We start from the raw sequence: 26338 nt of genomic DNA, 5'->3' as shown, positions 1-26338 counted from the left end.
ATTTCTATATGTAACTGGCTTGTAACCGGGGAGGGGAATATTGCGGGTTGTGGCTGCCCTAACACTCATGTGGCGCGTCGCACCATCAACCCTTTTGCACTCAGCGCCGCCGGTATCGCCATCCCGACCCACGCCAGCGAATCCCACCAGCCGTCGCCAAGCAGCGCCGCGAACAGACCTGCGCCGGTCAGTACGGCGATCCAGGTGGGGTGGGCAAAGACTTTCCAGAAGGTCGAGCGTTTCAACGCGCCGCCTCGCCCTGAGGCAATTTGGCGGGCGCGGCCGCCCGGCGTCTGACCCACCAGAGGTAAACGCCGCTACCGAGCACGACGATGGTCAAAACGTCCAGCAAGCCCCACAGCACCTTCATCGGCATGCCGCCGTAATCACCGAAGTGCAGCGGTTGCGACAGGCTCATGGCGTCCATGTACCACGGGCGCTCGACCACTGCTGTCACGCTCAAATCCTTGGCATCGATCAATACCGGCGTGAGCAAGTGCGAGGTCAGGTGCGTGCTGCCCTTCATGAACACGGTGTAGTGGTGCTCGCTGGAAAAGCGCGTGCCGGGGAACGCGATGAAGTCTGCCTCCGACCCCGGGACTGCACGCTCGGCGATCTCCAGGACGTGTGTCGCTGGCGCTCGTTGCAGCAGCGGCGGGGCGTCTTTGTATGGAGCGATCAATGCCGCCATGCTCTCGGCGCGCCACGCCGAAATCAATAGATCGGCGCAGGCGCTGATCACACCCGTCACTCCCACCACCAATGCCCAGGTCAGTGTCACGACGCCGATCAGGTTGTGCAAATCCAACCAGCGCACGCGTCGGGATTTGTTCGGTCGTACGGTCGCGAAATCCAGCCGGCGCATGAACGGCGCATACAACACCACACCCGAGACAATCGCCAGCACAAACAAAAAGCCCATGAACGCCAGGAACAATTTGCCCGGCAGTCCGGCGTACATGTCCACATGCAGACGCAGCATGACCATCATGAAGCCGCCATTGGCAGACGGTGTTTCAAACGCCTCACCGGTGCGCGCGTCGAGCATGAAGGTGTGGGAATCGTTGGGGTCGCCGCCTGCGGTTGCACCCATGATCGCGAACACGGCGTTGGGGTCATCGTCGTCACTGCCGTAGTACTGCATCACGTCGCCGGGACGATGGGCTTCGGCCGCCGCCACCAATTGCTGCAAATCCAGACGCGGCGTTTCCGCCGGCATTGTTTTGAGTTCCGGCGAATTGCCAAGCAAGTGGTCGATCTCGTGATGAAAGATCAACGGCAGGCCGGTCAGCGCCAACAGCAGCAGGAAGAGCGTGCAAATCAGGCTCGTCCAGGTATGGATGAAGGACCAACGGCGGATGGTTTGGCTTTTCATGACGTTCCATTACTTGTTTGCGCCAAAAGCAAAAGGGCCACTGCGCGACAGTGACCCTTCTTTCGGCTTCGCGATTCTAAGCGATTCCCATTTGTAATTCACGCTGGCAAGCACGATCACCCCATGCGCCTGACCTGCGCAGGATCAAAACGAATGGGATTTCTGCCGTCTGCGCCACTGACTCAAGCTCTGGTCCAGCCGCGCGGGGCTGTCGATGTCCTGGCGGCGGGCGTGGCTGAACAGGATCAGCCCCAGTTCTGCGGTGACCAACGCGTCGGCGCTGGCGTGGTGACGTTCCTCGGCGTGCAAGCCAAAAAAGCCCGTCCAGTCATCCAGCCCGGCCTGTCGAAATGACGCCTGCGGACACAGCATCGGCGCCATCTCGGCGGCATCGAAAAAATGATGCTGCAAGCGATAACCCAGACTCTCCTTCAGCGCGCGGCCGATCATGTGCTGATCGAATGGCGCATGAAACGCCAGTACCGGGCTGTCCCCCAGAAACTCCATGAAGTCGAGCAACGCCTCCACCGGTTCTGTCCCCGCCGCAATCGCGCTAGGGCCCAGGCCGTGAATCAACACGCTCGGATTAAGCTTGTGATCGGCGCGCAGCAAAGTACGTTCGAACTGCTGGCTGAAATCGATCGCGCCATCCTCGATCACCAGCGCACCAATCGACAGCACCTCATCGCGACTCATGTTCAGGCCGCTGGTTTCCAGGTCCAGCACGACCCAGCGCTGATCGCGCAACGATTGTTCGCTGAGCAGTTTGGGCCGCGTCAGTTGGCTCAGTCGGGTTGATTGCAGTGTCGTTAATGCATGCGGTTGAGCACGCTTGGTTGGCCTGAGCCATTCGAACAAATTCATCGGTTTTGAAATTTCACAGTTGATAACGCAAGGTCAGGCTGGTTTGCAGCCGCTGCGCCTGGCGGAATGATTCGCGCAGGATGCGTCGGTCCAAATGATTGAGCACGTCCGGGTCGATGCGGTTGGAGTACGGCAGGTTTTGCCGGCTCTGCTGTTGATGCTGCTGCATACGGGTCTGCTGGATGAAGTGATACGCCTCTTCGTAGGCTGCGCCATCCAGCGGATCAATCACCTCTTTGGCGACCAGTTGGCGCAGGCGTTCCAGCGTGTTGTTGACGGCAATGCCGTTGGCCAGCGCCAGCAGTCGCGCGCCATCCACGAACGGCGTCAGGCCCTGAGTCTTCAGATCCAGCGTGTCTTTTTCGCTGCCTTTGCGCGCCACCACAAAATCCTTGAAACGCCCCACTGGTGGGCGTTGTCGCAGGGCGTTGTCGGCCATCATGCGTTGAAACAGTTTGTTGTCGCCCACCTGATCGAGAATGCTGTGGCGCAATTGCTCGCCGCCGCTTTCATCGCCCCATACCACTCGCAGGTCAAAGTAGATGCTCGACGACAAGAGGTTCTCCGGCGTCGCCTCGCGAATGAACGACCCAAAGCGCCGCGCCCATTCAACCCGCGACAGGCACAGCTCAGGGTTGCTGGCCATGATCCCGCCCTTGCACAACGCAAAGCCGCACAGCGCCAGGCTTTGGTTGATCCTTTCGGCGATCGGCAACAGTTGGCCGCGAATGCGTGCGGCGTCGGCTGCATCCGAGGCTTCGAAAAGAATGCCGTTGTCCTGATCGGTGTACAGCGTTTGCTCGCGACGGCCTTCGCTGCCGAAACACAGCCAGGTGAACGGGATGCCCGGATCGCCCTTTTCTTCCAGCGTCAGTTCAATGACCCGGCACACCATGTGATCGTTGAGCAGGGTGATGATCTGGGTGATCTGCGTCGATGACGCGCCGTGAGCCAGCATGCGGTCCACCAACTGCACGATGTCGCCGCGCATGTTGCTCAGCGCATCGATGCGCGGCGCCGTGCGAATCGTCCGCGCCAAGTGCACCAGATCCACCCGTTGCAACGAGAACAGATCGCGCTCCGAAACCACGCCGCACAGCCGTTGATCCTTGACCAGGCAAACGTGGGCGATGTGCCGCTCGGTCATGGCGATGGCTGCGTCAAAGGCGCTGGCGTCCGGGCTCAGGTAAAACGGCGCTTGAATCATGCTGCGCTCGATGGGCTGACCGAAATCGGCGTTGACGTCAGCCACCACCTGGCGCAGATCGCGCAGGGTGAATATCCCAAGCGGCGCCTTGGCCTCATCGACGATCACGATGCTGCCTACTTGCTGCTCGTCCATCAGCTTGACCGCTTCACGCAACGGCATCTCCGGCCCGCACGTCACGGGATGCCGCATCGCCAATTCGCCCAAACGAGTGTTGAGGGAATACTGGGTGCCGAGGGTTTCCACGGCTTTCTGCTTTACTTCCCTATTGACCTGGTCGAGCAGACTGCTGACGCCGCGCAGGGCGAAGTCGCGGAAGGGGCTTGAGAGCGCGAACAGCTTGATAAACGCTTGCTTGTTGAGCTGCAGACAGAACGTGTCTTCAGCTGCCAGATGCTCGGTGCGAGTGGCGCGCTCACCCAATAAAGCAGCCAGTGGAAAGCATTCACCGGTGGTGATTTCGAAAGTTGTTTCGGTGCCGCCTTTCGCTGAATGAGGACGTTCGCCTACCACACGACCCTGCTTCACGATGTAAAAATGTTCTACTGGCCCATCGCCAGTCTTGATGATGCTCTCGTCGGTAGCGTAGAAACGCAGCTGGCACTGTTCAACCAGGTAAGCCAGGTGGGCGTTTTCCATCTGGTTGAAAGGCGGGAATTTCTGCAGAAATTGCATCGTGCCGTGAATGTTTTGCAGCACGGCTGTTTTTCCTGCCTGGGTGAAAGCGTCCGCTTTGCTCATGACTGACACCGCTTGTTTTTATAAGCCCCATGGTCGACCGCTTATCCGGCAGTGCCCATTGGACGTAAGTCTTAGGCGTTAAAAAGCCCTAGGAAGTGGGTGTTGGGCGCGATGGAAGCGCAGGTGGACCCAAGGGAGCGAGACGCAGCGTAGGAAGGTTTTAATGCGTGCAGCTGATTCATTCGTATCCGCTGTCAGAATTCAGTCGACGGGAAGTGAGACGGGTATGTTCGATCACGACATTTTGAGTGATGAAGAGCGCGAAGCCCTCAACGAGGTGATGTCGGCGCCATCCTCACAATCACCGCAACGGGTACTGATCGTCGACGACGACAGGGACGCGCGCGAGTTGCTTGCCGAAATCCTGAGTCTCAACGACATCTGTTGTATTACCGCAGCGGGCGGCAACAGCGCGATGCATTTGCTGCAAACCCGTCCTTCGATCGGTCTGCTCATCACCGACCTGCGCATGGCGCCGTGTGACGGGCTGGACCTGATCAGGCAGATACGCGATTCGGACCGGGCAGCACTGCCGATCATCATTGTCTCGGGCGATGCGCATGTGCGCGATGCGATTGACGCGATGCACCTGAGCGTCCTGGATTTTTTGCTCAAGCCGATCAACACCAAACAGCTTTTGCAGTTGGTGAAGCGGGAGTTAGGGGTGGAGTGAACTGCGGTCCTGGTTTGATCTGTGGGAGGGAGCTTGCTCGCGATTGTCCGATACATCCGATACAGATTTATCGACCACAATACTTTTCGCGAGCAAGCTCCCTCCCACAATTTGTCTAGGGCTATTAAGCCCCGTTCTTCGCCTTGAACTCACGACGCCGACGATGCAGCACCGGCTCTGTGTAACCGTTCGGTTGTTTGGTGCCTTCGATCACCAGCTCCACCGCGGCCTGAAACGCGATGTTGCTGTCGAAATCCGGCGCCAGCGGGCGATACAGTGCGTCGCCGTCGTTCTGGCGATCCACCACCGGCGCCATGCGCTTGAGGCTTTCCATCACTTGCTGCTCATTGACCACGCCGTGACGCAGCCAGTTGGCAATGTGCTGGCTGGAAATACGCAGCGTCGCGCGGTCTTCCATCAGGCCGACGTCATTGATATCCGGCACCTTCGAGCAGCCCACGCCCTGATCGATCCAGCGCACCACATAACCGAGGATGCCTTGGGAGTTGTTGTCCAGTTCGTTCTGGATTTCTTCCGGCGTCCAGTCAGTGTTCGGTGCCAGTGGGATGGTCAGGATGTCATCGACGGAGGCTGGCGCGCGTTGCGCCAGTTCAGCCTGACGCGCGAACACGTCGACCTTGTGATAGTGCAGCGCATGCAGCGCGGCGGCCGTCGGCGACGGCACCCAGGCAGTGTTCGCGCCCGCCAGTGGATGAGCGATTTTCTGTTCCAGCATCGCGGCCATCAGGTCCGGCATGGCCCACATGCCTTTACCGATCTGCGCACGCCCTTGCAGGCCGCACTTGAGGCCGATATCGACGTTGGAGTTTTCGTACGCGCCAATCCACTTCTCGGCTTTCATCTGCGCCTTGCGCACCACCGGGCCAGCTTCCATGGAGGTGTGGATTTCGTCGCCAGTGCGGTCCAGGAAACCGGTGTTGATGAACACCACACGCTCGCTGGCGGCCTGAATGCAGGCCTTGAGGTTGACCGTCGTGCGGCGTTCCTCGTCCATGATCCCGACTTTCAGCGTATTGCGTGGCAGGCGCAGGACGTCCTCAATGCGGCCAAACAACTCGTTAGTGAAGGCTGCCTCTTCGGGGCCATGCATCTTCGGTTTGACGATGTACACCGAACCGGTGCGGCTGTTGCTGCGGGTGCAGCCGCCATTGAGATTGTGGATCGCCGCCAGGCTGGTCATCAGACCATCAAGAATGCCTTCGGGCACTTCGTTGCCCTGATTGTCGAGGATCGCGTCGATGGTCATCAGGTGACCGACGTTGCGCACGAACAGCAACGAACGGCCGTGCAGCGTCACCGGTTCGCCGGTGGGCGAGGTGTATACGCGGTCGGCGTTCATGATGCGGGTGAAGGTAGTGCCGCCCTTGGCGACCTCTTCGGACAGATCGCCCTTCATCAGGCCCAGCCAGTTGCGATAGACCACCACTTTATCGTCGGCATCGACGGCAGCGATGGAGTCTTCACAGTCCATGATGGTGGTCAGCGCGGCTTCCATCAGCACGTCTTTCACGCCAGCGGCGTCGGTCTGGCCGACAGGGCTTGAGGCGTCGATCTGGATTTCGAAATGCAGGCCGTTGTGCTTGAGCAGTACGGAGGTTGGCGCTGAGCTTTCACCCTGAAAGCCGATCAGTTGGGCATCATCTCGCAGGCCGGAATTGCTGCCGCCCTTGAGCGTGACCACCAATTTGCCGTCAACCAGTTTGTAAGCGGTGGAGTCGACGTGGGAGCCTGCAAACAGCGGCGCCGCCTGGTCGAGGAAGGCCCGAGCGAAAGCAATGACCTTGTCACCCCGGACCTTGTTATAGCCTTTGCCCTTTTCGGCGCCGTCGGCTTCGCTGATGGCGTCGGTGCCGTATAGCGCGTCGTACAGCGAACCCCATCTCGCGTTCGACGCGTTGAGGGCGAAGCGGGCGTTCATCACCGGCACCACAAGCTGTGGACCAGCCATGCGAGCAATTTCTTCATCGACGTTTTGCGTGGTGATCTGGAAGTCCGCTGCTTCTGGCAGCAGGTAACCGATCTCTTGCAGGAAGGCTTTGTAAGCCGAGGCGTCATGGGCTTTGCCGGCATTGGATTGGTGCCAGGCATCGATTTTTGCCTGGAAATCATCACGTTTGGCGAGCAGGGCTTTGTTCTTCGGCGCCAGCTCGTGAATGAGCGTATCGGCACCGCTCCAGAACGCGGCGGCATCGAGGCCGGTTCCAGGAAGGGCTTCGTTGTTCACGAAATCCAGCAGGACTTTGGCGACCTGAAGGCCACCGACTTGAACGTGTTCAGTCATTGCTTGCCTCACTCTACTGAGCTATCTGCGCTTCAATCTTGAGCGCGCTTTTTATTAAGCCATCGACGAATCGCTGTTACCCGTGCCAGAACATGCCATCGCTGGCGGCTGGGCCTGGGTGTGCAATGACGTGGTCAGGCATCGTTTCAGCGTTTTGTTCGGGGGCATGTAGTGAATGCGGCGCAATACTACATGATGACTTGTAACGTGAAAATCAGACCAAATATGTCACCGAACGACTGGAGTTACATCGTCAGTCATACAAAGGTGCAGGATGTTCTCAAAAAATGAATAGATTGTTCCAGATAATTATGAAAACAGTACACGATTAGCTCTATTCATAACCTGGCGGTGCGTTCGTGGCATCTGCCTATACTTGGCCGATACCTGCGCAGATCAGGCTTTGCCGGACTGCTGATAGCAAAAGAAGAGGAATTGACCGTGGATCATCTCGTTGTCACCGTATTTGCCCCCGATAAACCGGGCCAGGTTGAACAGATAGCGTCCTGCATCGCCAGCCATGGCGGCAATTGGCTGGAGAGCCGCATGACACACATGGCCGGACAGTTCGCAGGGATTTTGCGCTTGAGCGTACCCCTTGAATCGCGCGAAGAGTTGATTAGCGCATTGCAGGGATTAGCCGAAGATGGCATCCGCACCCAATTCGCCGAAAGCAGTGCGGAGAATGTTGGCACGACCCGGCCGATCAACATGGAATTGGTGGGTAACGACCGCCCAGGCATCGTGCGCGACATCACCAGATTGCTGACTGAACAGGGCGTCAACGTCGAGCGCCTGACCACCGATGTGTCGCCAGCGCCGATGAGCAGCGAGACGCTGTTTACGGCCGTTGCCTTGTTGGGCGTGCCGAACACGTTGTCGCTTGAGGTGCTGCAAAAGCACCTCGAAACGCTGGCCGATGATTTGATGGTTGAGTTGGTGCTCAAGTCGCAGGATTAAGCCGTCGATTTCTGTAGGAGCGAACTTGTTCGCGAGACGTCGTGCCTGACACCCCGCGCTCAGCCTCTCGCCAACAAGTTGGCTCCTACAGAAGAGTACGAACTTGCTGATTTCTGTAGGAGCGAACTTGTTCGCGAGACGTCGTGTCTGACACCCCGCGCTCAGGCTCTCGCCAACAAGTTGGCTCCTACAAAAGCCAAAAAAAGCGTATGTCACGCACGCCGACGCAGGCTTCTCCATGCATCAACGCTATAGATCACCAGCCCCGCCCAAATGAAGGCGAAGGTTATCGCGGTACTTGTGGCCAGGTGTTCGCCGTACACCAACACTGCCAACGTCAGCACCAACGTCGGCGCGATGTACTGCAAAAAACCCAGCGTGGCGTAGGGCAAATCCCTCGCAGCGGCGTTAAAACACACCAACGGCACCAGCGTTATCGGCCCGGCCGCTGCCAGCCAGATCGCTTCTTTGGTGGTCCAGAATTCACCTTGCGCGCTGTGCGCCATCGGATTGAACAGCAGCCAGCCAATCGCCAACGGCACCAGAATCCAGGTTTCAACCACCAGCCCAGGCAGCGCGGCGACTGGCGCTTGCTTGCGGATCAGCCCGTAAAAACCAAAGCTGAAGGCCAGCGCCAACGATACCCACGGCAAGCTGCCCACCTGCCAGACCTGCTGCGCGACGCCGATCAGCGCAAGGATGACCGCTATCCACTGCAGCGGCCGCAATCGTTCACGCAGCAGCACCATGCCCAGCATCACGTTGATCAACGGGTTGATAAAGTAACCGAGGCTGGCCTCCACCATGTGGTTGTTGTTTACCGCCCACACGTAAATCAGCCAGTTGGCGGCGATCAATGAGCCACTGAGCGCCAGAATCGCAAAGCGTCTGGGGTGATCGCAAAGCTCCTGCCACCAGCCCGGGTGCTTCCACACCAGCATCAACAACGCCAGCCCGAACACCGCCGACCAGATCGCCCGATTGACGATGATCTCGATCGACGGGACGCTGGAAAGGACTTTGAAATAGATCGGGAAAATTCCCCAGATGATGTAGGCGCTGAGGCCAAGAATGTACCCGCGACGCGGGTTGGCGGCTGGCATGAGGTGTCCTGTGGCAGGTTTTATTTTTTGTTCAACTCAGTACTTGGCAAGCTCTACTCATTCTGTGGGAGGGAGCTTGCTCGCGATGCTTTTGTGCCGATGAGGATGCGTTGCTCTCACCGTCCTTTCGCGAGCAAGCCCCCTCCAACGGGTGGTAGCAGGCTTCAGAACAACTTCAACGGCTCTTCATTCAGCGCCGACAATTGCTCGCGCAACGCCAGCACCTGGTCGCCCCAATAGCGTTCTGTCCCGAACCAGGAAAAGCTGTGGGGGAACGCCGGGTCATCCCAGCGCCGAGCGAGCCAGGCGCTGTAGTGCATCAATCGAAGTGCACGCAGTGGCTCGATCAATGCCAGTTCACGGGGGTTGAAATCGTGGAATTCGTTGTAGCCGTCCATCAATTCCGACAGCTGGCTGATGCACTCATGACGATCACCCGCCAGCATCATCCAGATGTCCTGCACGGCCGGGCCCATGCGGCAGTCATCCAGATCGACGATATGAAAAATGTCATCGCGGGTCATCATGTTGCCGGGATGGCAGTCGCCGTGGACGCGGATGTTTTGATGCGGCGTGGCGGCATAAACGTCTTCGACGCGCTTGAGCAGATCCCGCGCTACGGACTCATACGCCGGCAGCAGGCTGCGAGGGATGCAGTTGTTTTCCAGCAGATAGGCCAGCGAGTCATGACCGAAGTTTTGCACCCCGAGCGCTTCGCGGTGTTCGAAGGGCTTGATGGCACCGACGGCATGGATGCGCCCCAGCAGTTGGCCCAGGCGATACAGCTGATCCAGATTCCCAGGCTCCGGCGCCCGCCCGCCGCGACGAGGAAACAGCGTGAAGCGAAAGCCTGCGTGTTCGAACAGGGTGGCGCCGTTGTGGGTCATTGGCGCAACCACCGGAATGTCGACGCCAGCGAGTTCGGCGGTGAAGCTGTGTTCTTCGAGGATGGCTTCGGTGGTCCAGCGCTGTGGCCGGTAGAACTTGGCAATCAGCGGCTGATCGTCTTCGATACCTACCTGATAAACGCGGTTCTCGTAACTGTTGAGCGCAAGAATGCGGGCGTCGCTGACAAAACCGATGCTTTCAACGGCATCGAGCACAAGATCAGGCGTGAGTGTTGCAAACGGGTGGGCCATGCTTACTCCTGCGCGCAGCAGGCTGCCGCGTCGGGCCCGTTATGTTAACTCAGGCGTGTAACCCTGACACAACGCGTTACGCACTCCCTGTAGGCGCGAACTTGCTCGCGAGGCGTTGCGCCTGACACCACCTCGCCAACAAGTTGGCTCCTACAGAAATAGAACGTCCCCAACGGATGAGTGCGATCGCAAGCCTGAATCAGGCGCCGACTATCCCGCCATCCTTCCGGGTAATCACTATCACCGACGACCTCGGCTTGCCGTTGGGCAGGTGCTCAGGAAAGGTCGAGCCGCCGTTCTCGCCGGGGTGCTGAATGCCGACAAACAGCGCTTTCTGGTCTGGCGCAAAGCTGATGCCTGTCACCTCGCAGCCGACCGGGCCGACCATGAAACGCCTGATCTCGCCGCTTGAAGGGTCCGCGCAGAGCATCTGGTTATTACCCATCCCGGCAAAATCCCCGACGTTGGTCGAGTCGCCGTCAGTCAGAATCCATAACCGACCACCCTTGTCGAAGCCCAGGCCGTCCGGACTGTTGAACATGTTTTGCGGGTTGATATTGCTAGAGCCACCCAACGGGGTGCCGCTGTGAACGCCTGGATTACCCGCAACCACAAACAGATCCCAGGTGAATTCCATAGCCGAGGCGTTATCGCCATTTTCGCGCCAGCGCAGGATCTGCCCGTACTGGTTCTTCGCCCGAGGATTAGGGCCGCCCACCGGCTGACCGTCTTCGCCGCGCTTGGCATTGTTGGTCAGCGTGCAATACACCTGGCCGTCCTTGGGGCTGACGACGATCCACTCCGGCCGGTCCATGCGGGTGGCCTTGACCACGCTGGCGGCCATCCGCGCATGAATCAACACCTCGGCCTGGCTGGCGAAACCGCTGCCGGCGTCGATGCCGTTCTTACCGTGGGTCAACTCGACCCACTTGCCCTTGCCCTTTGGATGGTCGGGATTGCTGTCGCCGTTATCGAACTGCGCCACGTACAGCGTGCCGTGGTCGAGGAGGTTGCGATTGGCTTTCGGGTTCTGGTGGTCGATCTTGTCGCGGCTGATGAATTTGTAGATGAATTCGCCACGCTCATCGTCGCCCATGTAAACCACCACACGCCCGCCTTTGGTCTCGGCCAAAGCTGCGTTTTCGTGTTTGAAGCGCCCCAGGGCCGTGCGTTTGACCGGCGTTGATTTCGGATCGAACGGGTCAATCTCCACCACCCAGCCGTGGCGATTGAACTCGTTGGGATTCTGCGCGATGTCGAAGCGCGGATCGTGGGGGTGCCAGTTGATCTCTTTACTGGCCGGGACCACGCCATAACGCTTGGTGGCAGCGTCCAGTTGTTGCGCAGGATCGGTACTGCCAAAGCAGTCAGTAAAGTTCTCTTCGCACGTAAGATATGTGCCCCACGGCGTCTTGCCGTTGGCGCAGTTTTGAAAGGTGCCGAGCACATTTCGGCCGCTCTGGTCGGCGGCGGTTTTCAAAAGATCGTCACCGGCAGCCGGGCCGCTCAACTGAATCGGGGTATTGCCGTGTACGCGGCGGTTGTATTTGGAGCCCTGAACGAACTCCCACTTGCTGCCTTCGCGCTTGACCTCAATCACCGACACGCCTTCGCTGGCCAGCGCTTTGCGCACCTCTTCAGCCGATTGCGGGTCTTTGCCGTGATCGAACAGATAGCGGTAATTGGTGTATTCGTTGTTGATCGCCATCAGGGCGCGGCTGGCGTTGCTGGGGTTGTCGCCGGGGAAGGTAAACAGACTCATGCCATCGTTGTTGTCGCCGAACTGAATTTCCTGAGCTTCGGCACTGCCTTTGCCACTGGGGTCGAACGCGGGGCCGTCGGCGTATAATGGTTGGCCCCAGCTGATTAGTACTAAAGAGGTGTAGCCCGGCGGCAGACTGATGCTGTCGGCGGTGGCGGCGGGGATGCTGGCAAAACCCAGCAATTTGCTGTTGGCCGCTTGGACGCTGGCGGCCAGCACGCTGCGGCTGAGCAGGTCGCCCCCCAGAAACATCGCCGCGCCGCACAACGCGCCTGCGCTAATGAAGCTGCGGCGGGTGAGGCCAACCATGTTTTCGAGGTCTGTGGACTGATTGTCTTTTAGGCGTGTCATCACGGGCTTCCTGCGGTTTTGGCACGAACCTTATTCAGCGTTGATGACGATATTGTGTCGGTGCGATGACTGAGGTGCTGAGGCAGCCGGATTATGACGCCAGATCAAAGCGGCGTACCGATCAGTACGTTGGCTGGCGCGAACTGAACCTTCACCGGGCTTTGGGCCTTAAATCCTAATGCTTTCAGGTGGTCAGGGTCGGCCAGGGCGCACAACGTCTGTCCACTTGGCAGGATAATTCTGACTTCACTGGGCCCATCGTCAGCGTCGAGAATCTCCTCGACAGTGCCGGTCAGGCAATTGTGTCCAGTTGTAACTTCAGCGCTGAGGGCCAACACTTCCAGCCAGCCGGCTTTGATCAGCGCAAACACATCCGTGCCAATCTCCAGTTCCAGGCGTTCGCTGCTGTCGTGGGTGATTTGCGCCTGCACCGACAATTCGCCTGCCAGTTGTAAATCGATCACATCATTGCGGCCGTGGCGGGTAATGCGCTCCACGCGGCCGTGCAACTGATTGCGGGCGCTGGTGCGAAGCATCAGACGGCTGAGCAGCGCCAGATCGCTGGACTCTTCTGCGCTGTTCAACAGTTCGGCCTGCAGAGCCTGCAGACGCTGGTACAAGCGCAGCACCCGATCGCCTTCCACCGATAACTTCGCACCGCCGCCTCCACGCCCGCCAACGCTGCGCTCGACAAGAGGCTTTTCCGCCAGATTGTTCAGCTCATCGATGGCGTCCCAAGCGGCTTTGTAACTCAACCCCGCGCTCTTCGCTGCCCGGGTGATCGAGCCTTGCTCGGCAATGTGCGCCAGCAACGCCATGCGCTGCGGGCGGCGGACCATGTGTTGGGTGAGAGAAGGTGGCAAAGACATGGCGAATACCAAATGAGTGTAGGAGCGCACTTGCCTGCGAACAGGTGTGACAATTTACATCACTATTGCCTGGGCTGACGCCTTCGCGGACAGGTCCGCTCCCACATCTGGATTGGGTTGTTCCCTAGTACGATGGAAACCCGTGGGAGCGGACCTGTCCGCGAAGAGGCCCGTTTGAACGTCAACCCCCAGGCTTGGCCGTACGCGCCAAACAATAAACATCCACCTGCCGCGCACCGGCCTTGCGCAGCATCTTCGCAATCACATCTGCCGTCGAACCGGTTGTCAGTACATCATCGACCAAAGCGATATGTTTGTCGGTCACATCTTGCGGCGTCAGCTCGAAGGCATCGAGTAGGTTGCGACGCCGCGCCTTGGCGTCCAGCCCTTGCTGCGCGGGCGTTTCTTTCACCCGTCGCAGCAGTCGTTCATTGACCGGCAGTTGCAGCGAGGTGCCCAACCAGGCGGCCAGCATCGCCGCCTGGTTATAACCGCGCTGACGCAATCGCTTATTGGCCATCGGTACCGGCACTAAAAAGTCAGGGCGTGCCAGGCCTTCGTTGATCCGATAGCGCAGAAACTCAGCAAACAATTCCGCCATCAGCCGACCCATCGGCCATTTGCCCTGATGCTTGAAGCGTGTGACCAGCGTGTCGATGGGGAAGTCGTAAAGCCATGCTGCGATGACCTCATCGAAAGCCGGAGGATTGATCGTGCATTGGGCGCATGTCAGGTCTGACAGCGGCATGGGCAGTGCGCAGCGTTCGCATTGGTCTGTAAGCCAGGGCAGATCGGCCTCACAGGCGTCGCAGATCGATTTTTTTGATCCGGTGCGCTCGTCGCACAATAAACATGATTGATCACTATTTAACCAGATGTAAACCGGGTGCGCGTAGCGTGGTTGACAGCGCATGGCTCTTCCTTAAATATGCCGAACATCCGTGTGGCGCCTGTGGACTTTAGGTTTCAGATAACCTGCTGAACCGTCCCGGCACTCGCTAAAAAACACTAAGGAGCCGCCCATGAGCGCCAGCATCACCGCCAATTTGCGTCACGACTGGACTTTATCCGAGGTCAAGGCGCTGTTCACACAGCCCTTCAATGACCTGCTGTTTCAGGCGCAAACCGTGCATCGCGCTCATTTCGACGCCAACCGCGTGCAAGTTTCGACCTTGCTGTCGATCAAAACCGGCGCTTGCCCCGAAGACTGCAAGTACTGCCCACAGTCAGGGCACTACAACACCGGTCTTGAAAAAGAAAAGCTGATGCAAGTCCAGCAAGTGCTGGAAGAAGCCGCCCGCGCCAAATCCATTGGTTCGACCCGTTTCTGCATGGGCGCCGCCTGGAAACACCCTTCAGCCAAAGACATGCCGTACGTGCTGGAGATGGTCAAAGGCGTGAAGGCCATGGGCCTGGAAACCTGCATGACCCTGGGCCGTCTCGACATGGACCAGACCCAGGCACTGGCCGATGCAGGGCTTGACTACTACAACCATAACCTCGACACCTCGCCGGATTTCTACACCAGCATCATCACCACTCGCACTTACAGCGAACGCTTGCAGACACTGGCGTACGTACGTGATTCAGGCATGAAAATCTGCTCCGGCGGCATCCTGGGCATGGGCGAGTCGCTGGACGACCGCGCCAATTTGCTGATCCAACTGGCCAACCTGCCGGAGCATCCTGAGTCGGTACCCATCAACATGCTGGTGAAAGTGGCTGGTACGCCGCTGGAAAACGCCGAAGACATCGACCCGTTCGATTTCATTCGCATGCTGGCTGTGGCGCGCATCCTGATGCCGCAATCCCACGTGCGTCTGTCGGCGGGTCGCGAGGCGATGAATGATCAGATGCAGGCCCTGGCGTTCTTCGCCGGTGCTAACTCGATCTTCTACGGCGACAAACTGCTGACCACTGCCAACCCGCAGTCGGACAAGGACATGCAGCTGTTCTCGCGTCTGGGCATTCAACCGGAAGCGCGCGAAGAGCATTCTGATGAAGTGCACCAGGCGGCGATCGAGCAAGCGTTGGTCGAGCAGAAGAGCAGCGCGCTGTTTTACGACGCGACGGTCTGATTTTTACGCTGGCCCCTGTAGGAGCGAACTTGTTCGCGAGGCGTTTTTCCGGACACACCTTGTGGTCCGCCTCGCCAACAAGTTGGCTCCTACAGATGAGCCACGGCTCAACGTCCCAATAACCTCGAGGCCTGCATGTCCTTTGATCTGAGTGCGCGTCTCGCTGCACGTCGCGCCGAACACCTCTATCGCCATCGTCCCTTGCTGCAAAGCCCGCAAGGCCCGGAAGTGATTGTCGACGGTCAGCCGTTGCTGGCGTTCTGCAACAACGACTATATGGGACTGGCGAACCATCCCGAAGTGATCGCCGCCTGGAAAGCCGGTGCCGAACGCTGGGGCGTTGGCGGTGGTGCGTCGCATCTGGTGATCGGCCACAGCACGCCGCACCACGAACTGGAAGAAGCCCTCGCCGACCTCACAGGTCGCCCTCGCGCGTTGCTGTTTTCCAACGGCTACATGGCCAATCTCGGCGCCGTCACTGCGCTGGTGGGGCAGGGCGACACGGTGCTGGAAGACCGCCTCAATCATGCTTCGCTGCTCGATGCCGGCCTGCTCAGTGGCGCGCGTTTCTCGCGTTATCTGCACAACGATCCTGACAGCCTCGGCTCGCGGCTTGAGAAAGCGGTTGGCGACACGTTGGTGGTCACCGACGGCGTGTTCAGCATGGACGGCGACATTGCTGATCTGCCGGCGTTGGCGAGGGTCGCGAAGGCCAAAGGCGCGTGGCTGATGGTTGACGATGCTCACGGTTTCGGACCGCTGGGTGCCAATGGCGCAGGTATCGTCGAGCATTTTGGTTTGAGCATGGAGGATGTGCCGGTGTTGGTCGGCACATTGGGCAAATCGTTCGGCACGGCCGGTGCTTTCGTCGCTGGCAGCGAGGAGCTGATCGAAACCCTGATTCAGTTCGCCCGCCCCTACATCTACACCACCAGCCAGCCTCCGGCGCTGGCCTGCGCCACGTTGAAAAGCCTCGAACTGCTGCGCGCCGAACACTGGCGTCGCGAGCATCTGACCGCGTTGATCAAGCAGTTCCGCACGGGTGCACAAGCCCTTGGCCTGCAATTGATGGACAGCTTCACGCCGATCCAGCCGATCCTGATCGGCGACAGCGGACGTGCGCTGCGCCTGTCGCAGTTGTTGCGTGAGCGCGGGTTGATGGTCACAGCGATTCGTCCGCCGACTGTTCCTGCGGGCGGTGCGCGTTTGCGCGTGACCCTGTCCGCTGCTCACAGCGAAGCTCAGGTCCAGCTATTGTTGGAAGCACTGGAGCAGTGTTATCCGCTGCTTGAAGCCAATGAGCCGGTGGAGCCTGACCATGCGTGACCGTTTGATTCTGCTGCCGGGTTGGGGACTTGGCGTTTCGCCGCTGGAGCCACTCGCTGCGGCTTTGCGCGGCCTGGATGAACACCTGCGCGTCGAGATCGAGCCGCTGCCGGATCTTGAAACCGACGACCTCAACGAGTGGCTCGACGAGCTGGATGCAACGCTGCCCGATAACATCTGGCTGGGCGGTTGGTCACTGGGCGGTATGCTTGCCGCTGAGCTGGCGGCACGTCGCGGTGAGCGTTGCTGCGGCCTGGCGACGTTCGCCAGCAATGTGTGTTTTGTCGCGCGCAGTGACTGGCCCTCGGCCATGGCACAAACCGATTTCGACGCGTTCCTCGCTGGTTGCAGTGCCGACCCCCAAGGCACTCTAAAGCGCTTCAGTCTGCTGTGCGTGCAGGGTACGGACGATGCGCGCGCACTGGCCCGGCAGTTGAACGCCGGCGCACCCCATGGCTCGCCAACGGCGCTGATCGAGAGCCTCAAGTTGCTTGAACATATGGACACCCGGGCAGCACTGCAAAGCTATCGTGGCCCGCAATTACACCTGTTTGGCGGCCTTGATGCGCTGGTCCCGGCCGAAGCGTCGACCGACCTGTTGAACCTGCTGCCCGATATCGAAGTTGGCCTGATCGAACAGGCCAGCCACGGGTTCATCCTGGAAAACCCCCACGGTGTGGCGGCGGCGATCCAGGCTTTTTTACACGAGTCCGGCGATGACTGATCTTTCTCACTGCTCGGTTTTGAAGGCCGTTCAGCAACAAGCTGCACAGCAGGACAATTTGCCCGACAAGCGTCAGGTGGCGGCGTCCTTTTCCAAGGCTGCGGCAACCTACGACAGCGTGGCCGAACTGCAACGAGCCGTGGGCACCGAATTACTTTCACGCTTGCCCCAGGCCGGATCGAGCCCGTCACGCTGGCTGGATCTGGGCAGTGGCACCGGATACTTCAGCCGCCAGCTCGCCCGGCACTTGCCGTCCAGTGAAGGCATCGCGCTGGACATCGCCGAAGGCATGCTTCGTCACGCTCGGCCTTCAGGTGGCGCCAAGCATTTTGTCGCCGGAGATGCCGAGCGTCTGCCGCTGCAGGATGAATCCGTGGGGCTGGTTTTCTCCAGTCTGGCGGTGCAGTGGTGCGCGGATTTCGGGGCGGTATTGAGCGAAGCGCAACGGGTGCTGCAACCGGACGGCGTATTTGCGTTTGCCAGTTTGTGTGTCGGCACGTTGTATGAGCTGCGTGACAGCTGGCAGGCGGTGGACGGCCTGGTCCACGTTAATCGTTTCCGGCAATTGAGCGACTACCAGCGGTTGTGCGCGCAAAGCGGCTTGAGTGTTCGCAGTCTGGATGTGTTGCCTCATGTGCTGCATTACCCCGACGTGCGCAGCCTGACTCACGAACTCAAGGCTTTGGGCGCGCACAACATCAATCCGGGACGCCCTGGCGGGTTGACCGGTCGAGCGAGAATTCAGGCGTTGATAGCAGCGTACGAACAGTTCCGTCAGCTCGCTGGCCTGCCAGCTACGTATCAGGTGGTCTATGCGGTGTTGGAAAAGCCACTGGCAGCGTCCTGAACGACGCCACTATTGAGCGCTATAGTTAATGGGCAACAGGTTGCAACACTTGAACGGACGGCTGCACAGATGAGTCATGCGTATTTCATCGCCGGAACCGATACCGACGTCGGCAAAACCACGATCGCCACGGGGCTGCTGTTTGCCGCGCGCCAGTCGGGGTGGAGCACGGCAGCGGGCAAACCCGTGGCGTCCGGATGTGACGTGAAGCCCAAAGGCCTGCGCAACTCCGATGCGGTGGCCTTGCGCGCCGAGTGCTCCATCGCGCTGACCTATAACGAGGTCAACCCGGTGGCATTCGAGCCCGCGATTGCGCCGCATCTGGCGGCCCGTGAAGCGGGCGTGGCGCTGACGGTGCAATCGTTACTCAAGCCGATGCGCCATATCCTGAGCAAGGGCGCCGATTTCACCCTGATTGAAGGCGCCGGTGGTTGGCGCGTTCCTTTGGCCGATCAAGCCAACCTGTCGGACCTGGCCATCGCGCTCGGCCTGCCGGTCATTCTGGTGGTGGGCGTGCGGCTGGGTTGCATCAGCCATGCCTTGTTGAGCGCCGAAGCCATCGCCGCAGACGGCCTGCAGTTGGCAGGCTGGGTGGCTAATATCATTGACCCCAAGACCTCCCGGCTCGAAGAAAACCTTGCCACGCTGGCCGAGCGCTTGCCCGCGCCCTGCCTGGGACGCGTGCCCTACCTGAAGAAATCCACGCCGGAGCTGGTCGCCGAGCATCTGCATCTGGAGTTGCTGGATTAGGTCATTGCACCTTATTTCGGAAATCGTATCGCTTCTGCCCAAAGGGCGTAGGAGTCCGGCTTGCCGACGATGGGGCGCGCAGCGGCCCTGATACCAGGCGGCCCGGTTTATCAGGCATACCGCGTGTTCAGGATTTACTACCGCTGCGCGGCAGATCGTTGGCAAGCCAGACTCCTGCGGCTTGCGGCCAGAGTCAAAAGCCTCGCGAACAAGTTCGCTCCTACAGGGGGCCGATTGATCAATGAGCTGGTGTTTCTGTAGGAGCCAACTTGTTGGCGAGGGATTTGATGCGGTGTGTCAGGAGGAACGATTCGCCCGATTCAGGACTGCTACGGTCGGACGCGACCCTGGAGCCATCGCCTGCAAGCAAGGCTCCTGCGGCCTGCGGCCAGAGTCAAAAGCCTCGCGAACAAGTTCGCTCCTACAGGGGGCCGATTGATCAATGAGCTGTTGTTTCTGTAGGAGCCAACTTGTTGGCGAGGGATTTGATGCGGTATGTCAGGAGGAACGAGTCGCCCGATTCAGGACTGCTACGGTCGGACACGACCCCGGAGCCATCGCCTGCAAGCAAGGCTCCTACGCCCTCCGGGCAGAATCAAAAGCGCTGCGTCCGACATTGACCAATGGGCGTCTGGGCAGAATCAAAAGCGCAGCGTCCAACGCTGAGCGATGGGCCTTCGGGCAGAACCAAAGCCAAAGCCGAGGCCATATTCATTTCAAATACCACCCCCAAGGCTGATCCCCGACATACTCGGTCACTTGTTTGACCTCCAGATAGTTATCCAGCCCCCATTGCCCCAGCTCGCGGCCGATGCCGCTGTGCTTCATGCCGCCCCATGGCGCTTCGACGAAGGTGGGCTGTGAGCAGTTGATCCAGACGATCCCCGCGCGCAGACCATTGGCCACACGGGTGGCGCGCTGGGGGTCGGCACTCATGACGGCAGCGGCCAAGCCGAAGCGGCTGGCGTTGGCCATCTCTAGCGCTTGCTGCTCGGTCTTGAAGCGTTTGACGCACAACACCGGACCAAAGATTTCCTCGCGCCAGACGACGCTGTCGAGCGCGGGCTCATCAAAAATCGCAGGTTCCATGAAGTAGCCCTGAGACAAGTGCGCCGGGCGTTTACCTCCCGTGAGCAGGCGCGCGCCGCCGGCCTTGCCCTCATCGACCAAGCCCAACACCTTTTCGTACTGCCCGCGGCTGACCAGCGGACCCAACAGCACGCCCGCCTCAAGGCCTGGGCCAATGGTGATCTTGCGGGTCTCTTCCACCAGCCGCTCAAGCAACCGAGCTGCGATGCTTTCCTGAACCAGCAGCCGTGAAGTGGCGCTGCACACCTGGCCCTGGTTCCAGAAAATCCCGAACAGAATCCACTCCACCGCCGCTTCCACGTCGGCGTCGTCAAACACGATAAAGGCCGACTTGCCGCCCAGTTCCAGGCTGATGTTTTTGATGTCAGCCGCCGCTGCCGACATGATTTTGGAGCCCGTGGGCACGCTGCCGGTGAAGGCCAGCTTGTCCACGCCGGAATGCAGTGTAAGTGGGCTGCCAGCGTCTGCGCCTAGCCCTGTGACAACATTAAGGACGCCCGCCGGCAAACCGATGCGGTCTGCGGCGGCGGCCAGTTCCAAAGCCGTCAGTGGCGTCAGCTCCGAGGGTTTCAGCACAACCGTGGCGCCCGCAGCCAATGCCGGTGCGACTTTCCAGGCGGCCATCAGCAGCGGGTAATTCCAAGGAATGATCTGTCCGGCCACACCCACCGGTTCAAGCCTCACACGGCACCGAAAACGCTCATCAGGTAACGCCAACGGTTGGTCCTGACGCCCGTCCAGTTCTCGGGCCAGCCCGGCGTAATAACGAAAGCACGCCACTGCGTCGCCAATGTCCCACTGCGCTTCAGGCATCGGTTTGCCGTTGTCGCGCACTTCGATCATCGCAAGGTCTTGCTGCACGTCGTGGAGTTCATCGGCCAGCTTGTCCAGCCAGGCCCCCCGTTCTGCGCCAGTGGTCTGGCTCCATCCACCCTCGAAAGCGCGCCGCGCCGCTCGCACCGCGTGGTCGATATCTTCCTCGGTCCCGGCTGCGACTTTTTGCAGGACTTGCTCAGTGGCAGGGTCGATCACGTCCAGGTAGCCGCCCAGGTCGGGTCCCACCCATTCGCCATTGATGTACAACTGATCACGCATGTGAGGCTCCTGTCCGGCGATTCTGTAGGTAGCGGGAGGTGAACAGCAGCGCCAGCGAGGCGCAGATGATGACCGTGGACACGGCGTTGATTTCCGGCGTCACGCCGCGACGGATCGACGAGAAGATGTAGATCGGCAACGTGGTTTCAGGGCCTGCGACGAAGAACGCAATGATGAAATCATCGAAGCTGAACGTGAACGCCAGCAGGAAGCCGGCCATGATCGCCGGGGTGATTTGCGGCAGTGTCACGCGCCAGAAAGTTTCCAGCGGTGGCGCGTACAGATCGGCGGACGCCTCTTGCAGCGCCTTGTCGAGGGAGTCGACGCGGCTTCGCACAATGATCATCACCAGCGCCATAGTGAACAATGAATGCGCTGCGACCACGGTGAAGAAGCCCATGTTCAGGCGGGGAATGCCGGGGATCAGTTGCGCCAACACCGGGTTGATCAGGTCGAACACGCTGATGAAGGCGATGAGCGTCGAGATACCGATGACGATGCCGGGGATGATGATGGCGCAGTAGGTCAACGCGTCGAACAGCAACCGCACCTTACGGCTAGCGCGTTGCAGGCCGAACACCGCCAGTGTGCCGAACAATGTTGCGAGCACCGCTGAACAGGTGGCGATCAAGGCGCTGTTGCCCAGAGCCTCCATGATGAAGGGGTTGCTGAACGCCCGGCCGAACCACTGCACCGAGCAGCATTCGAACGCCAGGCCGCTGCGTCCGGCATTGAAGCTGAACAGCATGATCAACGCGATGGGCAAGTAGAGGAACAGATAAACCGAAGTGGAATAGGTGCGCAGCCACATGTCAGAGCGCTCCTTCGCCGGGGGTGCCGCCGTAGCGCGCCACCAATTTCAGATAAATGCCGATGATCACCAGCATGATCGCCACCAGCGTCATGGCCAGCGCGCTGCCAAACGGCCAGTTTCGCGATTGCAGGAACAAATCCACCAGCGCGTTACCGACGAAGAACACCTTGCCGCCACCCAGCACCGCCGGGATCAGGAATTCGCCCATCAACAGAATGAACACCAGCATCACGCCGGTGATGATCCCAGGCGCCGACAACGGCAAGGTAATGCGCCGAAAGCTTTCCAGCGCGCTGGCGCCCAGGTCGGACGACGCTTCCAGCAGGCGCTTGTCGAGTTTTTCCAGGCTGACGTAAATCGGAAACACCATCAGCGGCAAGTAGCCGTACACAATCCCGATCAGTACCGCGTAAGGCGTATTGATCAGGCGCACGTCCTCAAGACCAATGCTGGCCAGCAGCGCCGGAATACCCTTGCCGCTGAGGATGAAAATCCAGGCGTAAGTGCGAATCAGAAAACTGGTCCAGAACGGCACAATCACCAGCGTCAGCAGCAGCGAGCGATTCTTGCCTGCTTTGACCGCCAGAAAGTAAGCCAGCGGATAGGCCGCCAGCAGACACACCAGCGTGCCCAACGGCGCAAGCATCAGCGTGTTGCCGAAAGCTGCCGCGCGCGAGCCCAGGTTCATGTAGTTGGCCAGCGTCAGACCGCCCGCGTAACCGCCGACGGCGCTGCGCTCGCCAAAGCTGAAGACCAGAATGATCACCAGTGGCATGACCAACAGCAGCAGGAACCACAGCGTCGACGGCAGCAGCATCAACAGCGTGATGCGGCGTGTCAGGCTGCGCCGCTTTCGCAGCGACTGCTCCAGATCGGCTACGGCGGCGCTGGCTTCGGGGTGAAGGGCGTCAGTAGAAGCGACGGCATTCATGGACGGGTCCTTGCTGCTCATGGTCAGGGTTCAGGGTTCAGGCCGATTTGAAACGCGCCATGAGTTCTGCGCGCAACGGACTGGTGAGCGTTGCCGCAGCACCAAATTCAAGCGGGCTCAACTGCTCGGCAGCCGGGTACATGATCGGGTCGTTGAGCATGGCCGGTGGCAACAGGGCATCGACGCGTTTGTCTCCACTTGGGTAGCCGTGGGCGAGTACTTCGAGCTTGTTGTGCTGCGGATCGAGCAGGTAATTGATGAACGCGTACGCCGCGTCGCGGTGTTCAGCGCCCTTTGGAATGGCGAAAAAATCACTCCACAACTCACCGCCTTCCTTGCCCAGCACGTACTGCATGGTCGGGATGTCACGGTGCAGTTGCGAGGCGTCGCCGGTCCACGACATCGCCAGTGTCGCGTCACCGCTGCGCATCGATGGCTGGATGTCGGAGTTGATCGCAAACAGGTGCGGCTTGACCTCGATCAGCAGTTTTTCGGCATCGGCCAATTCTTTTGGGTCCAGCGAGTTGAAGCTGTAGCCGAAGGATTTGAGCGCGTTGCCGATGGCCGTCAATTGGTAATCGTGGACCATGGTCTTGCCGCTGCCTTGATCCTGAGCAATGGCCCAGAAATCTTTCCACGACGTCGGTTTGGCCTTGAGTTTGGCGCTGTCGTAGGCCATGCCAGTGGTGCCCCAGTTTTTCGGCACGGCGTAAACCTTGCCATCGACCGTGCCCTGGGCCATGAACTTTTCCTGAAACGCTGCGGGGTCGAAGTTGGGGATGCGCGCCAGGTCCAGCGGCTCGATCAGCCCCAGTTTCACGTAGGTGCTGATCGTGTAGTTGGTCGGCACCAGCACATCCCAGCCACTGCCGCCCGCTTGCAGTTTGGCGAGCATCTCTTCGTTGGAGCCGAACACGCTCATGGACACACGCGCTCCGGTGGTCTTGGCGAAGTCATCGAGGTTTTCCTGGCTGTGATAATTGGGCCAGGTGGCCAGTCCCAGGCGATCGCCGATCGAGCCTTTCTCCGCCGCAAAAGCGCTGGCGCTGCCAGTCAACAAGCCAGGCATATTCGTCGCGACCACGGCAGCAGCGACGCCTAAGCCCGTGCGGCCCAGAAACTCCCGGCGTGTGATCGAGCCGTTCTGCCAGCTGCGCATCGTCTTGATAAAGGTCTTCTGGTCCATGGCGTGCTCCCCGTCTGATAAGTGATCTGATCGTTAGTGAGTGGCTTTTCTTGCGGTCAAAGGCCCATCGCCAGGCCGTTGGCGTTGTTCCAGCCGACCTGAACCGCCGCGCCGTGTTCGAATCCTGCGTTGTCAGCGCTGCTGCCTCCTGCCGACCCGAGCTGGCGGGGGACACGTACGCAGACGATGCCGAACGGCTGGGTGCGCACGCGGTATTCGGTGATGTTGCCCAGATAGATGCGGTCTTCGACCTGGCCGTCCAGTGTCACGTCGCGGCCTGGCAGCGCACCTTTGCTGGCGATGTCGATCAGCTCGGGACGCACCGCGATGCAGCCTTCGGACTCGGCACTCAAGCTGGCGCCATTGGGTGTCAGCGGGCTGCTCAGTTCGATGCCTTGGGGCGTGCGCAGGACCGCCGAATTACCGTGGACGTGGCGAACGGTGCCGTTAAACAAATTGGATTCGCCGATGAAGTCAGCGACATAGCGGCTGGCTGGCGCTTCATAGAGTTGTTCCGGGGAAGCGGTCTGGATAATCGAGCCGCTGTGCATGACGCTGATGCTGTCGCTCATCGAGAGCGCTTCTTCCTGATCGTGGGTCACCAGCACAAAGGTGATGCCGACCTCGCGCTGCAGGCGCAGCAGTTCAGATTGCATTTCTTTGCGCAGCTTGCGGTCCAGAGCGGCCAGCGGTTCGTCCAGCAGTAACACGGTCGGCTTGTTGACCAGCGCGCGAGCAAGGGCGACGCGCTGTTGCTGACCTCCTGAAAGCTCGCTTGGTTTGCGATGGCCCAGGCCCGACAGGCGCACCATTTCCAGAGCCTCATCGGCTCGGCGGCGCTGCTCTTTCTTGTCGGGGCGCGGGGTGAGATAACGCAGACCGTAGGCGATATTTTCCGAGACGGTCATGTGTGGAAACAGCGCGTAGTGCTGGAACACCATGTTCACCGGGCGCTGATAGGCCGGCACGCCGGCGACGTTTTTGCCGGCGAGCATGACCTCGCCGGAGCTTGGCTGATCGAAGCCTGCGATCATGCGCAGCGTGGTGGTTTTGCCGCAGCCCGAACCGCCGAGGAAGGAGTGGAACGTCCCGCGTCGCACCGTAAAACTCAGATTGTTGACGGCCTTGAGGTTGCCGTAGAGCTTTTCTACGTTGCAGAACTCAATATCGTTGAGGTGTTTACTGTCGGTCATTGGCTCTCACATCCCAGTGCATCGTTCGCTGCAATGGAGGCCAAACTAACGCCCACGGTTTTGCGCTGTATATATCCCTCGGGGGATAGAGGTCGCTTTCAGGTATCAGCCAACCGCAGCGATATCGGGACCGGTCAGTTCGCGGATGAACAGCCCCAACAGTTCAGCCTGACTGCCGATGCCGAGCTTGGCGTACATGTTTTTGCGGTGAATCTTCACGGTGCCGGGGCTGATGGAGAGTTGCTCTGCCACCGAAGCGCTGGAATGGCCGCGCAACAGCAGGCGTACGATTTCCTGCTCGCGCCCGGTAAGAATGTGGTCGCCGAAGTGATCGAAAGCCGCATGAATCTTGAAGTCGAGGTCCTGCACAGTGCGCGGCTGTTCGGCACGATGCTGGCGCCAGGCTTCAGTGACGATTTGATCGACCACCGGCTGCGCGCAGTCCATCAGCTGTAGTTCGTCACGGCTGAAGGCGCAGCTGGTGGTCGCGCGCATCAGTGACAGCACCGCCATCGCATCGCCGCCCAGATCGACGAAAAACGCCACCTCTTCGGCAAGGCCGGTCTGCTGGTAATACGCCAGATAGTATTCACTGAGATAAAAGTGGTCCGGCGCGAACTGGCGCAGACGCCACAGCCCTGGCTGCTGTTTACGCGTACACGCCAAATAGAATGGGTCCAGCAAATAGGGCCCGCACTGATAGTCATCGACGTAAATTTTGCGTTTGTCCGGCGCGAATGTGTCGAACAGCGCCAGCGGGCGGTGGTTGCCTTCATAGACGAACAGAACGAAGTGATCCACCGGGCAGATATGTTTGAGCCATTGACTCAAACCCGCCAGACGCGCCGGTCCGCCCGGCAAGGCCAGGAGGTGGGCGACACCGGCGGTCCAGTGCTTCAGTTCCTTTGGGCGCATGACAATGGGAGACGCGATCTGACCAGGGGGATCAGCGTAGATGC

General features: G+C 59.8%; 23 protein-coding genes. 7 read left to right on the top strand and 16 right to left on the bottom strand.

The window, feature by feature from the left end; genetic code table 11:
• Window positions 1-65 precede the first annotated feature (65 nt).
• The 4 genes from ACWKV9_RS26255 to ACWKV9_RS26240 form a co-directional block, all read right to left on the bottom strand.
• Entirely contained in the window at window positions 66-245 is a 180-nt protein-coding gene (locus ACWKV9_RS26255; RefSeq protein ID WP_483839024.1) for a hypothetical protein, read from the bottom strand.
• Entirely contained in the window at window positions 242-1375 is a 1134-nt protein-coding gene (locus tag ACWKV9_RS26250) for a PepSY-associated TM helix domain-containing protein (protein WP_483839023.1), read from the bottom strand. Before ACWKV9_RS26250 ends, ACWKV9_RS26255 begins: the two co-directional genes overlap by 4 nt.
• A gap of 144 nt (window positions 1376-1519) precedes the next feature.
• The gene (locus ACWKV9_RS26245) at window positions 1520-2239 is read right to left on the bottom strand and encodes a 3'-5' exonuclease (protein WP_483839022.1); all 720 of its coding nucleotides are present in this window, start codon (window positions 2237-2239) and stop codon (window positions 1520-1522) included.
• 13 nt (window positions 2240-2252) lie between these two features.
• Entirely contained in the window at window positions 2253-4187 is a 1935-nt protein-coding gene (locus ACWKV9_RS26240) for a putative nucleotidyltransferase substrate binding domain-containing protein (protein WP_483839021.1), read from the bottom strand.
• A 226-nt stretch (window positions 4188-4413) separates the two neighbouring features.
• Between ACWKV9_RS26240 and ACWKV9_RS26235 the strand changes: the two genes are divergently transcribed.
• Window positions 4414-4860, top strand: coding sequence for a response regulator (locus ACWKV9_RS26235; RefSeq protein ID WP_483839020.1), 447 nt, complete (start codon window positions 4414-4416; stop codon window positions 4858-4860).
• Between the two features lie 124 nt (window positions 4861-4984).
• Here ACWKV9_RS26235 and ACWKV9_RS26230 read toward each other — a convergent pair whose 3' ends face one another.
• Window positions 4985-7162 carry a malate synthase G gene (locus ACWKV9_RS26230; RefSeq protein WP_483839019.1) on the bottom strand — a complete coding sequence of 726 codons (2178 nt, stop codon included), beginning with the start codon at window positions 7160-7162 and terminating at the stop codon, window positions 4985-4987.
• Between the two features lie 441 nt (window positions 7163-7603).
• Here ACWKV9_RS26230 and ACWKV9_RS26225 point away from each other — a divergent pair, with 441 nt between their 5' ends.
• Window positions 7604-8122, top strand: coding sequence for a glycine cleavage system transcriptional repressor (locus ACWKV9_RS26225; RefSeq protein ID WP_483839018.1), 519 nt, complete (start codon window positions 7604-7606; stop codon window positions 8120-8122).
• Window positions 8123-8334: 212 nt separating this feature from the next.
• Here ACWKV9_RS26225 and rarD read toward each other — a convergent pair whose 3' ends face one another.
• The 5 genes from rarD to ACWKV9_RS26200 all read right to left on the bottom strand — a co-directional run bounded on the left by rarD (window position 8335) and on the right by ACWKV9_RS26200 (window position 14259).
• Window positions 8335-9225, bottom strand: coding sequence for an EamA family transporter RarD (gene rarD, locus ACWKV9_RS26220; protein ID WP_483839017.1), 891 nt, complete (start codon window positions 9223-9225; stop codon window positions 8335-8337).
• 164 nt (window positions 9226-9389) lie between these two features.
• On the bottom strand, window positions 9390-10364 hold the full coding sequence (locus tag ACWKV9_RS26215; protein WP_483839016.1) for a serine/threonine protein kinase: 975 nt from the start codon (window positions 10362-10364) through the stop codon (window positions 9390-9392).
• 199 nt (window positions 10365-10563) lie between these two features.
• The gene (locus tag ACWKV9_RS26210; protein WP_483839015.1) at window positions 10564-12477 is read right to left on the bottom strand and encodes a PhoX family protein; all 1914 of its coding nucleotides are present in this window, start codon (window positions 12475-12477) and stop codon (window positions 10564-10566) included.
• Between the two features lie 104 nt (window positions 12478-12581).
• Window positions 12582-13346 (bottom strand): TOBE domain-containing protein, encoded by a 765-nt coding sequence (locus ACWKV9_RS26205; RefSeq protein WP_483839014.1) that lies wholly within the window; start codon window positions 13344-13346, stop codon window positions 12582-12584.
• Between the two features lie 181 nt (window positions 13347-13527).
• Complete coding sequence (locus tag ACWKV9_RS26200; protein ID WP_483839013.1) at window positions 13528-14259, bottom strand: double zinc ribbon domain-containing protein; 732 nt, start codon at window positions 14257-14259, stop codon at window positions 13528-13530.
• 109 nt (window positions 14260-14368) lie between these two features.
• Here ACWKV9_RS26200 and bioB point away from each other — a divergent pair, with 109 nt between their 5' ends.
• The 5 genes from bioB to bioD all read left to right on the top strand — a co-directional run bounded on the left by bioB (window position 14369) and on the right by bioD (window position 19071).
• Complete coding sequence (bioB, locus tag ACWKV9_RS26195; protein ID WP_483839012.1) at window positions 14369-15424, top strand: biotin synthase BioB; 1056 nt, start codon at window positions 14369-14371, stop codon at window positions 15422-15424.
• Between the two features lie 135 nt (window positions 15425-15559).
• On the top strand, window positions 15560-16750 hold the full coding sequence (gene bioF / locus ACWKV9_RS26190) for an 8-amino-7-oxononanoate synthase (protein ID WP_483839011.1): 1191 nt from the start codon (window positions 15560-15562) through the stop codon (window positions 16748-16750).
• A complete protein-coding gene (locus ACWKV9_RS26185) occupies window positions 16743-17474 on the top strand; it encodes an alpha/beta fold hydrolase (protein ID WP_483839010.1) in 732 nt (243 codons plus the stop codon). The genes bioF and ACWKV9_RS26185 overlap by 8 nt, the downstream gene beginning before the upstream one ends.
• On the top strand, window positions 17467-18321 hold the full coding sequence (gene bioC, locus ACWKV9_RS26180) for a malonyl-ACP O-methyltransferase BioC (protein ID WP_483839009.1): 855 nt from the start codon (window positions 17467-17469) through the stop codon (window positions 18319-18321). The genes ACWKV9_RS26185 and bioC overlap by 8 nt, the downstream gene beginning before the upstream one ends.
• A 69-nt stretch (window positions 18322-18390) precedes the next feature.
• Window positions 18391-19071 (top strand): dethiobiotin synthase, encoded by a 681-nt coding sequence (gene bioD / locus ACWKV9_RS26175; RefSeq protein WP_483839008.1) that lies wholly within the window; start codon window positions 18391-18393, stop codon window positions 19069-19071.
• Window positions 19072-19782: 711 nt separating this feature from the next.
• On the opposite strand, the gene ACWKV9_RS26170 is transcribed toward bioD, so the two are convergent.
• The 6 genes from ACWKV9_RS26170 to ACWKV9_RS26145 all read right to left on the bottom strand — a co-directional run bounded on the left by ACWKV9_RS26170 (window position 19783) and on the right by ACWKV9_RS26145 (window position 26294).
• Complete coding sequence (locus ACWKV9_RS26170; RefSeq protein WP_483839007.1) at window positions 19783-21255, bottom strand: aldehyde dehydrogenase family protein; 1473 nt, start codon at window positions 21253-21255, stop codon at window positions 19783-19785.
• Complete coding sequence (locus ACWKV9_RS26165) at window positions 21248-22066, bottom strand: ABC transporter permease (protein WP_483839006.1); 819 nt, start codon at window positions 22064-22066, stop codon at window positions 21248-21250. The genes ACWKV9_RS26170 and ACWKV9_RS26165 overlap by 8 nt, the downstream gene beginning before the upstream one ends.
• A gap of 1 nt (window position 22067) precedes the next feature.
• Entirely contained in the window at window positions 22068-23000 is a 933-nt protein-coding gene (locus tag ACWKV9_RS26160) for an ABC transporter permease (RefSeq protein WP_483839005.1), read from the bottom strand.
• A gap of 37 nt (window positions 23001-23037) precedes the next feature.
• On the bottom strand, window positions 23038-24186 hold the full coding sequence (locus tag ACWKV9_RS26155; RefSeq protein ID WP_483839004.1) for an ABC transporter substrate-binding protein: 1149 nt from the start codon (window positions 24184-24186) through the stop codon (window positions 23038-23040).
• Between the two features lie 56 nt (window positions 24187-24242).
• Entirely contained in the window at window positions 24243-25379 is a 1137-nt protein-coding gene (locus ACWKV9_RS26150; protein WP_483839003.1) for an ABC transporter ATP-binding protein, read from the bottom strand.
• A 105-nt stretch (window positions 25380-25484) separates the two neighbouring features.
• A complete protein-coding gene (locus tag ACWKV9_RS26145; RefSeq protein WP_483839002.1) occupies window positions 25485-26294 on the bottom strand; it encodes a helix-turn-helix transcriptional regulator in 810 nt (269 codons plus the stop codon).
• Between the last annotated feature and the right edge of the window lie 44 nt (window positions 26295-26338).

The organism is Pseudomonas corni, from assembly GCF_057128765.1.
This window is presented reverse-complemented; position numbering and strand designations above follow the sequence as displayed.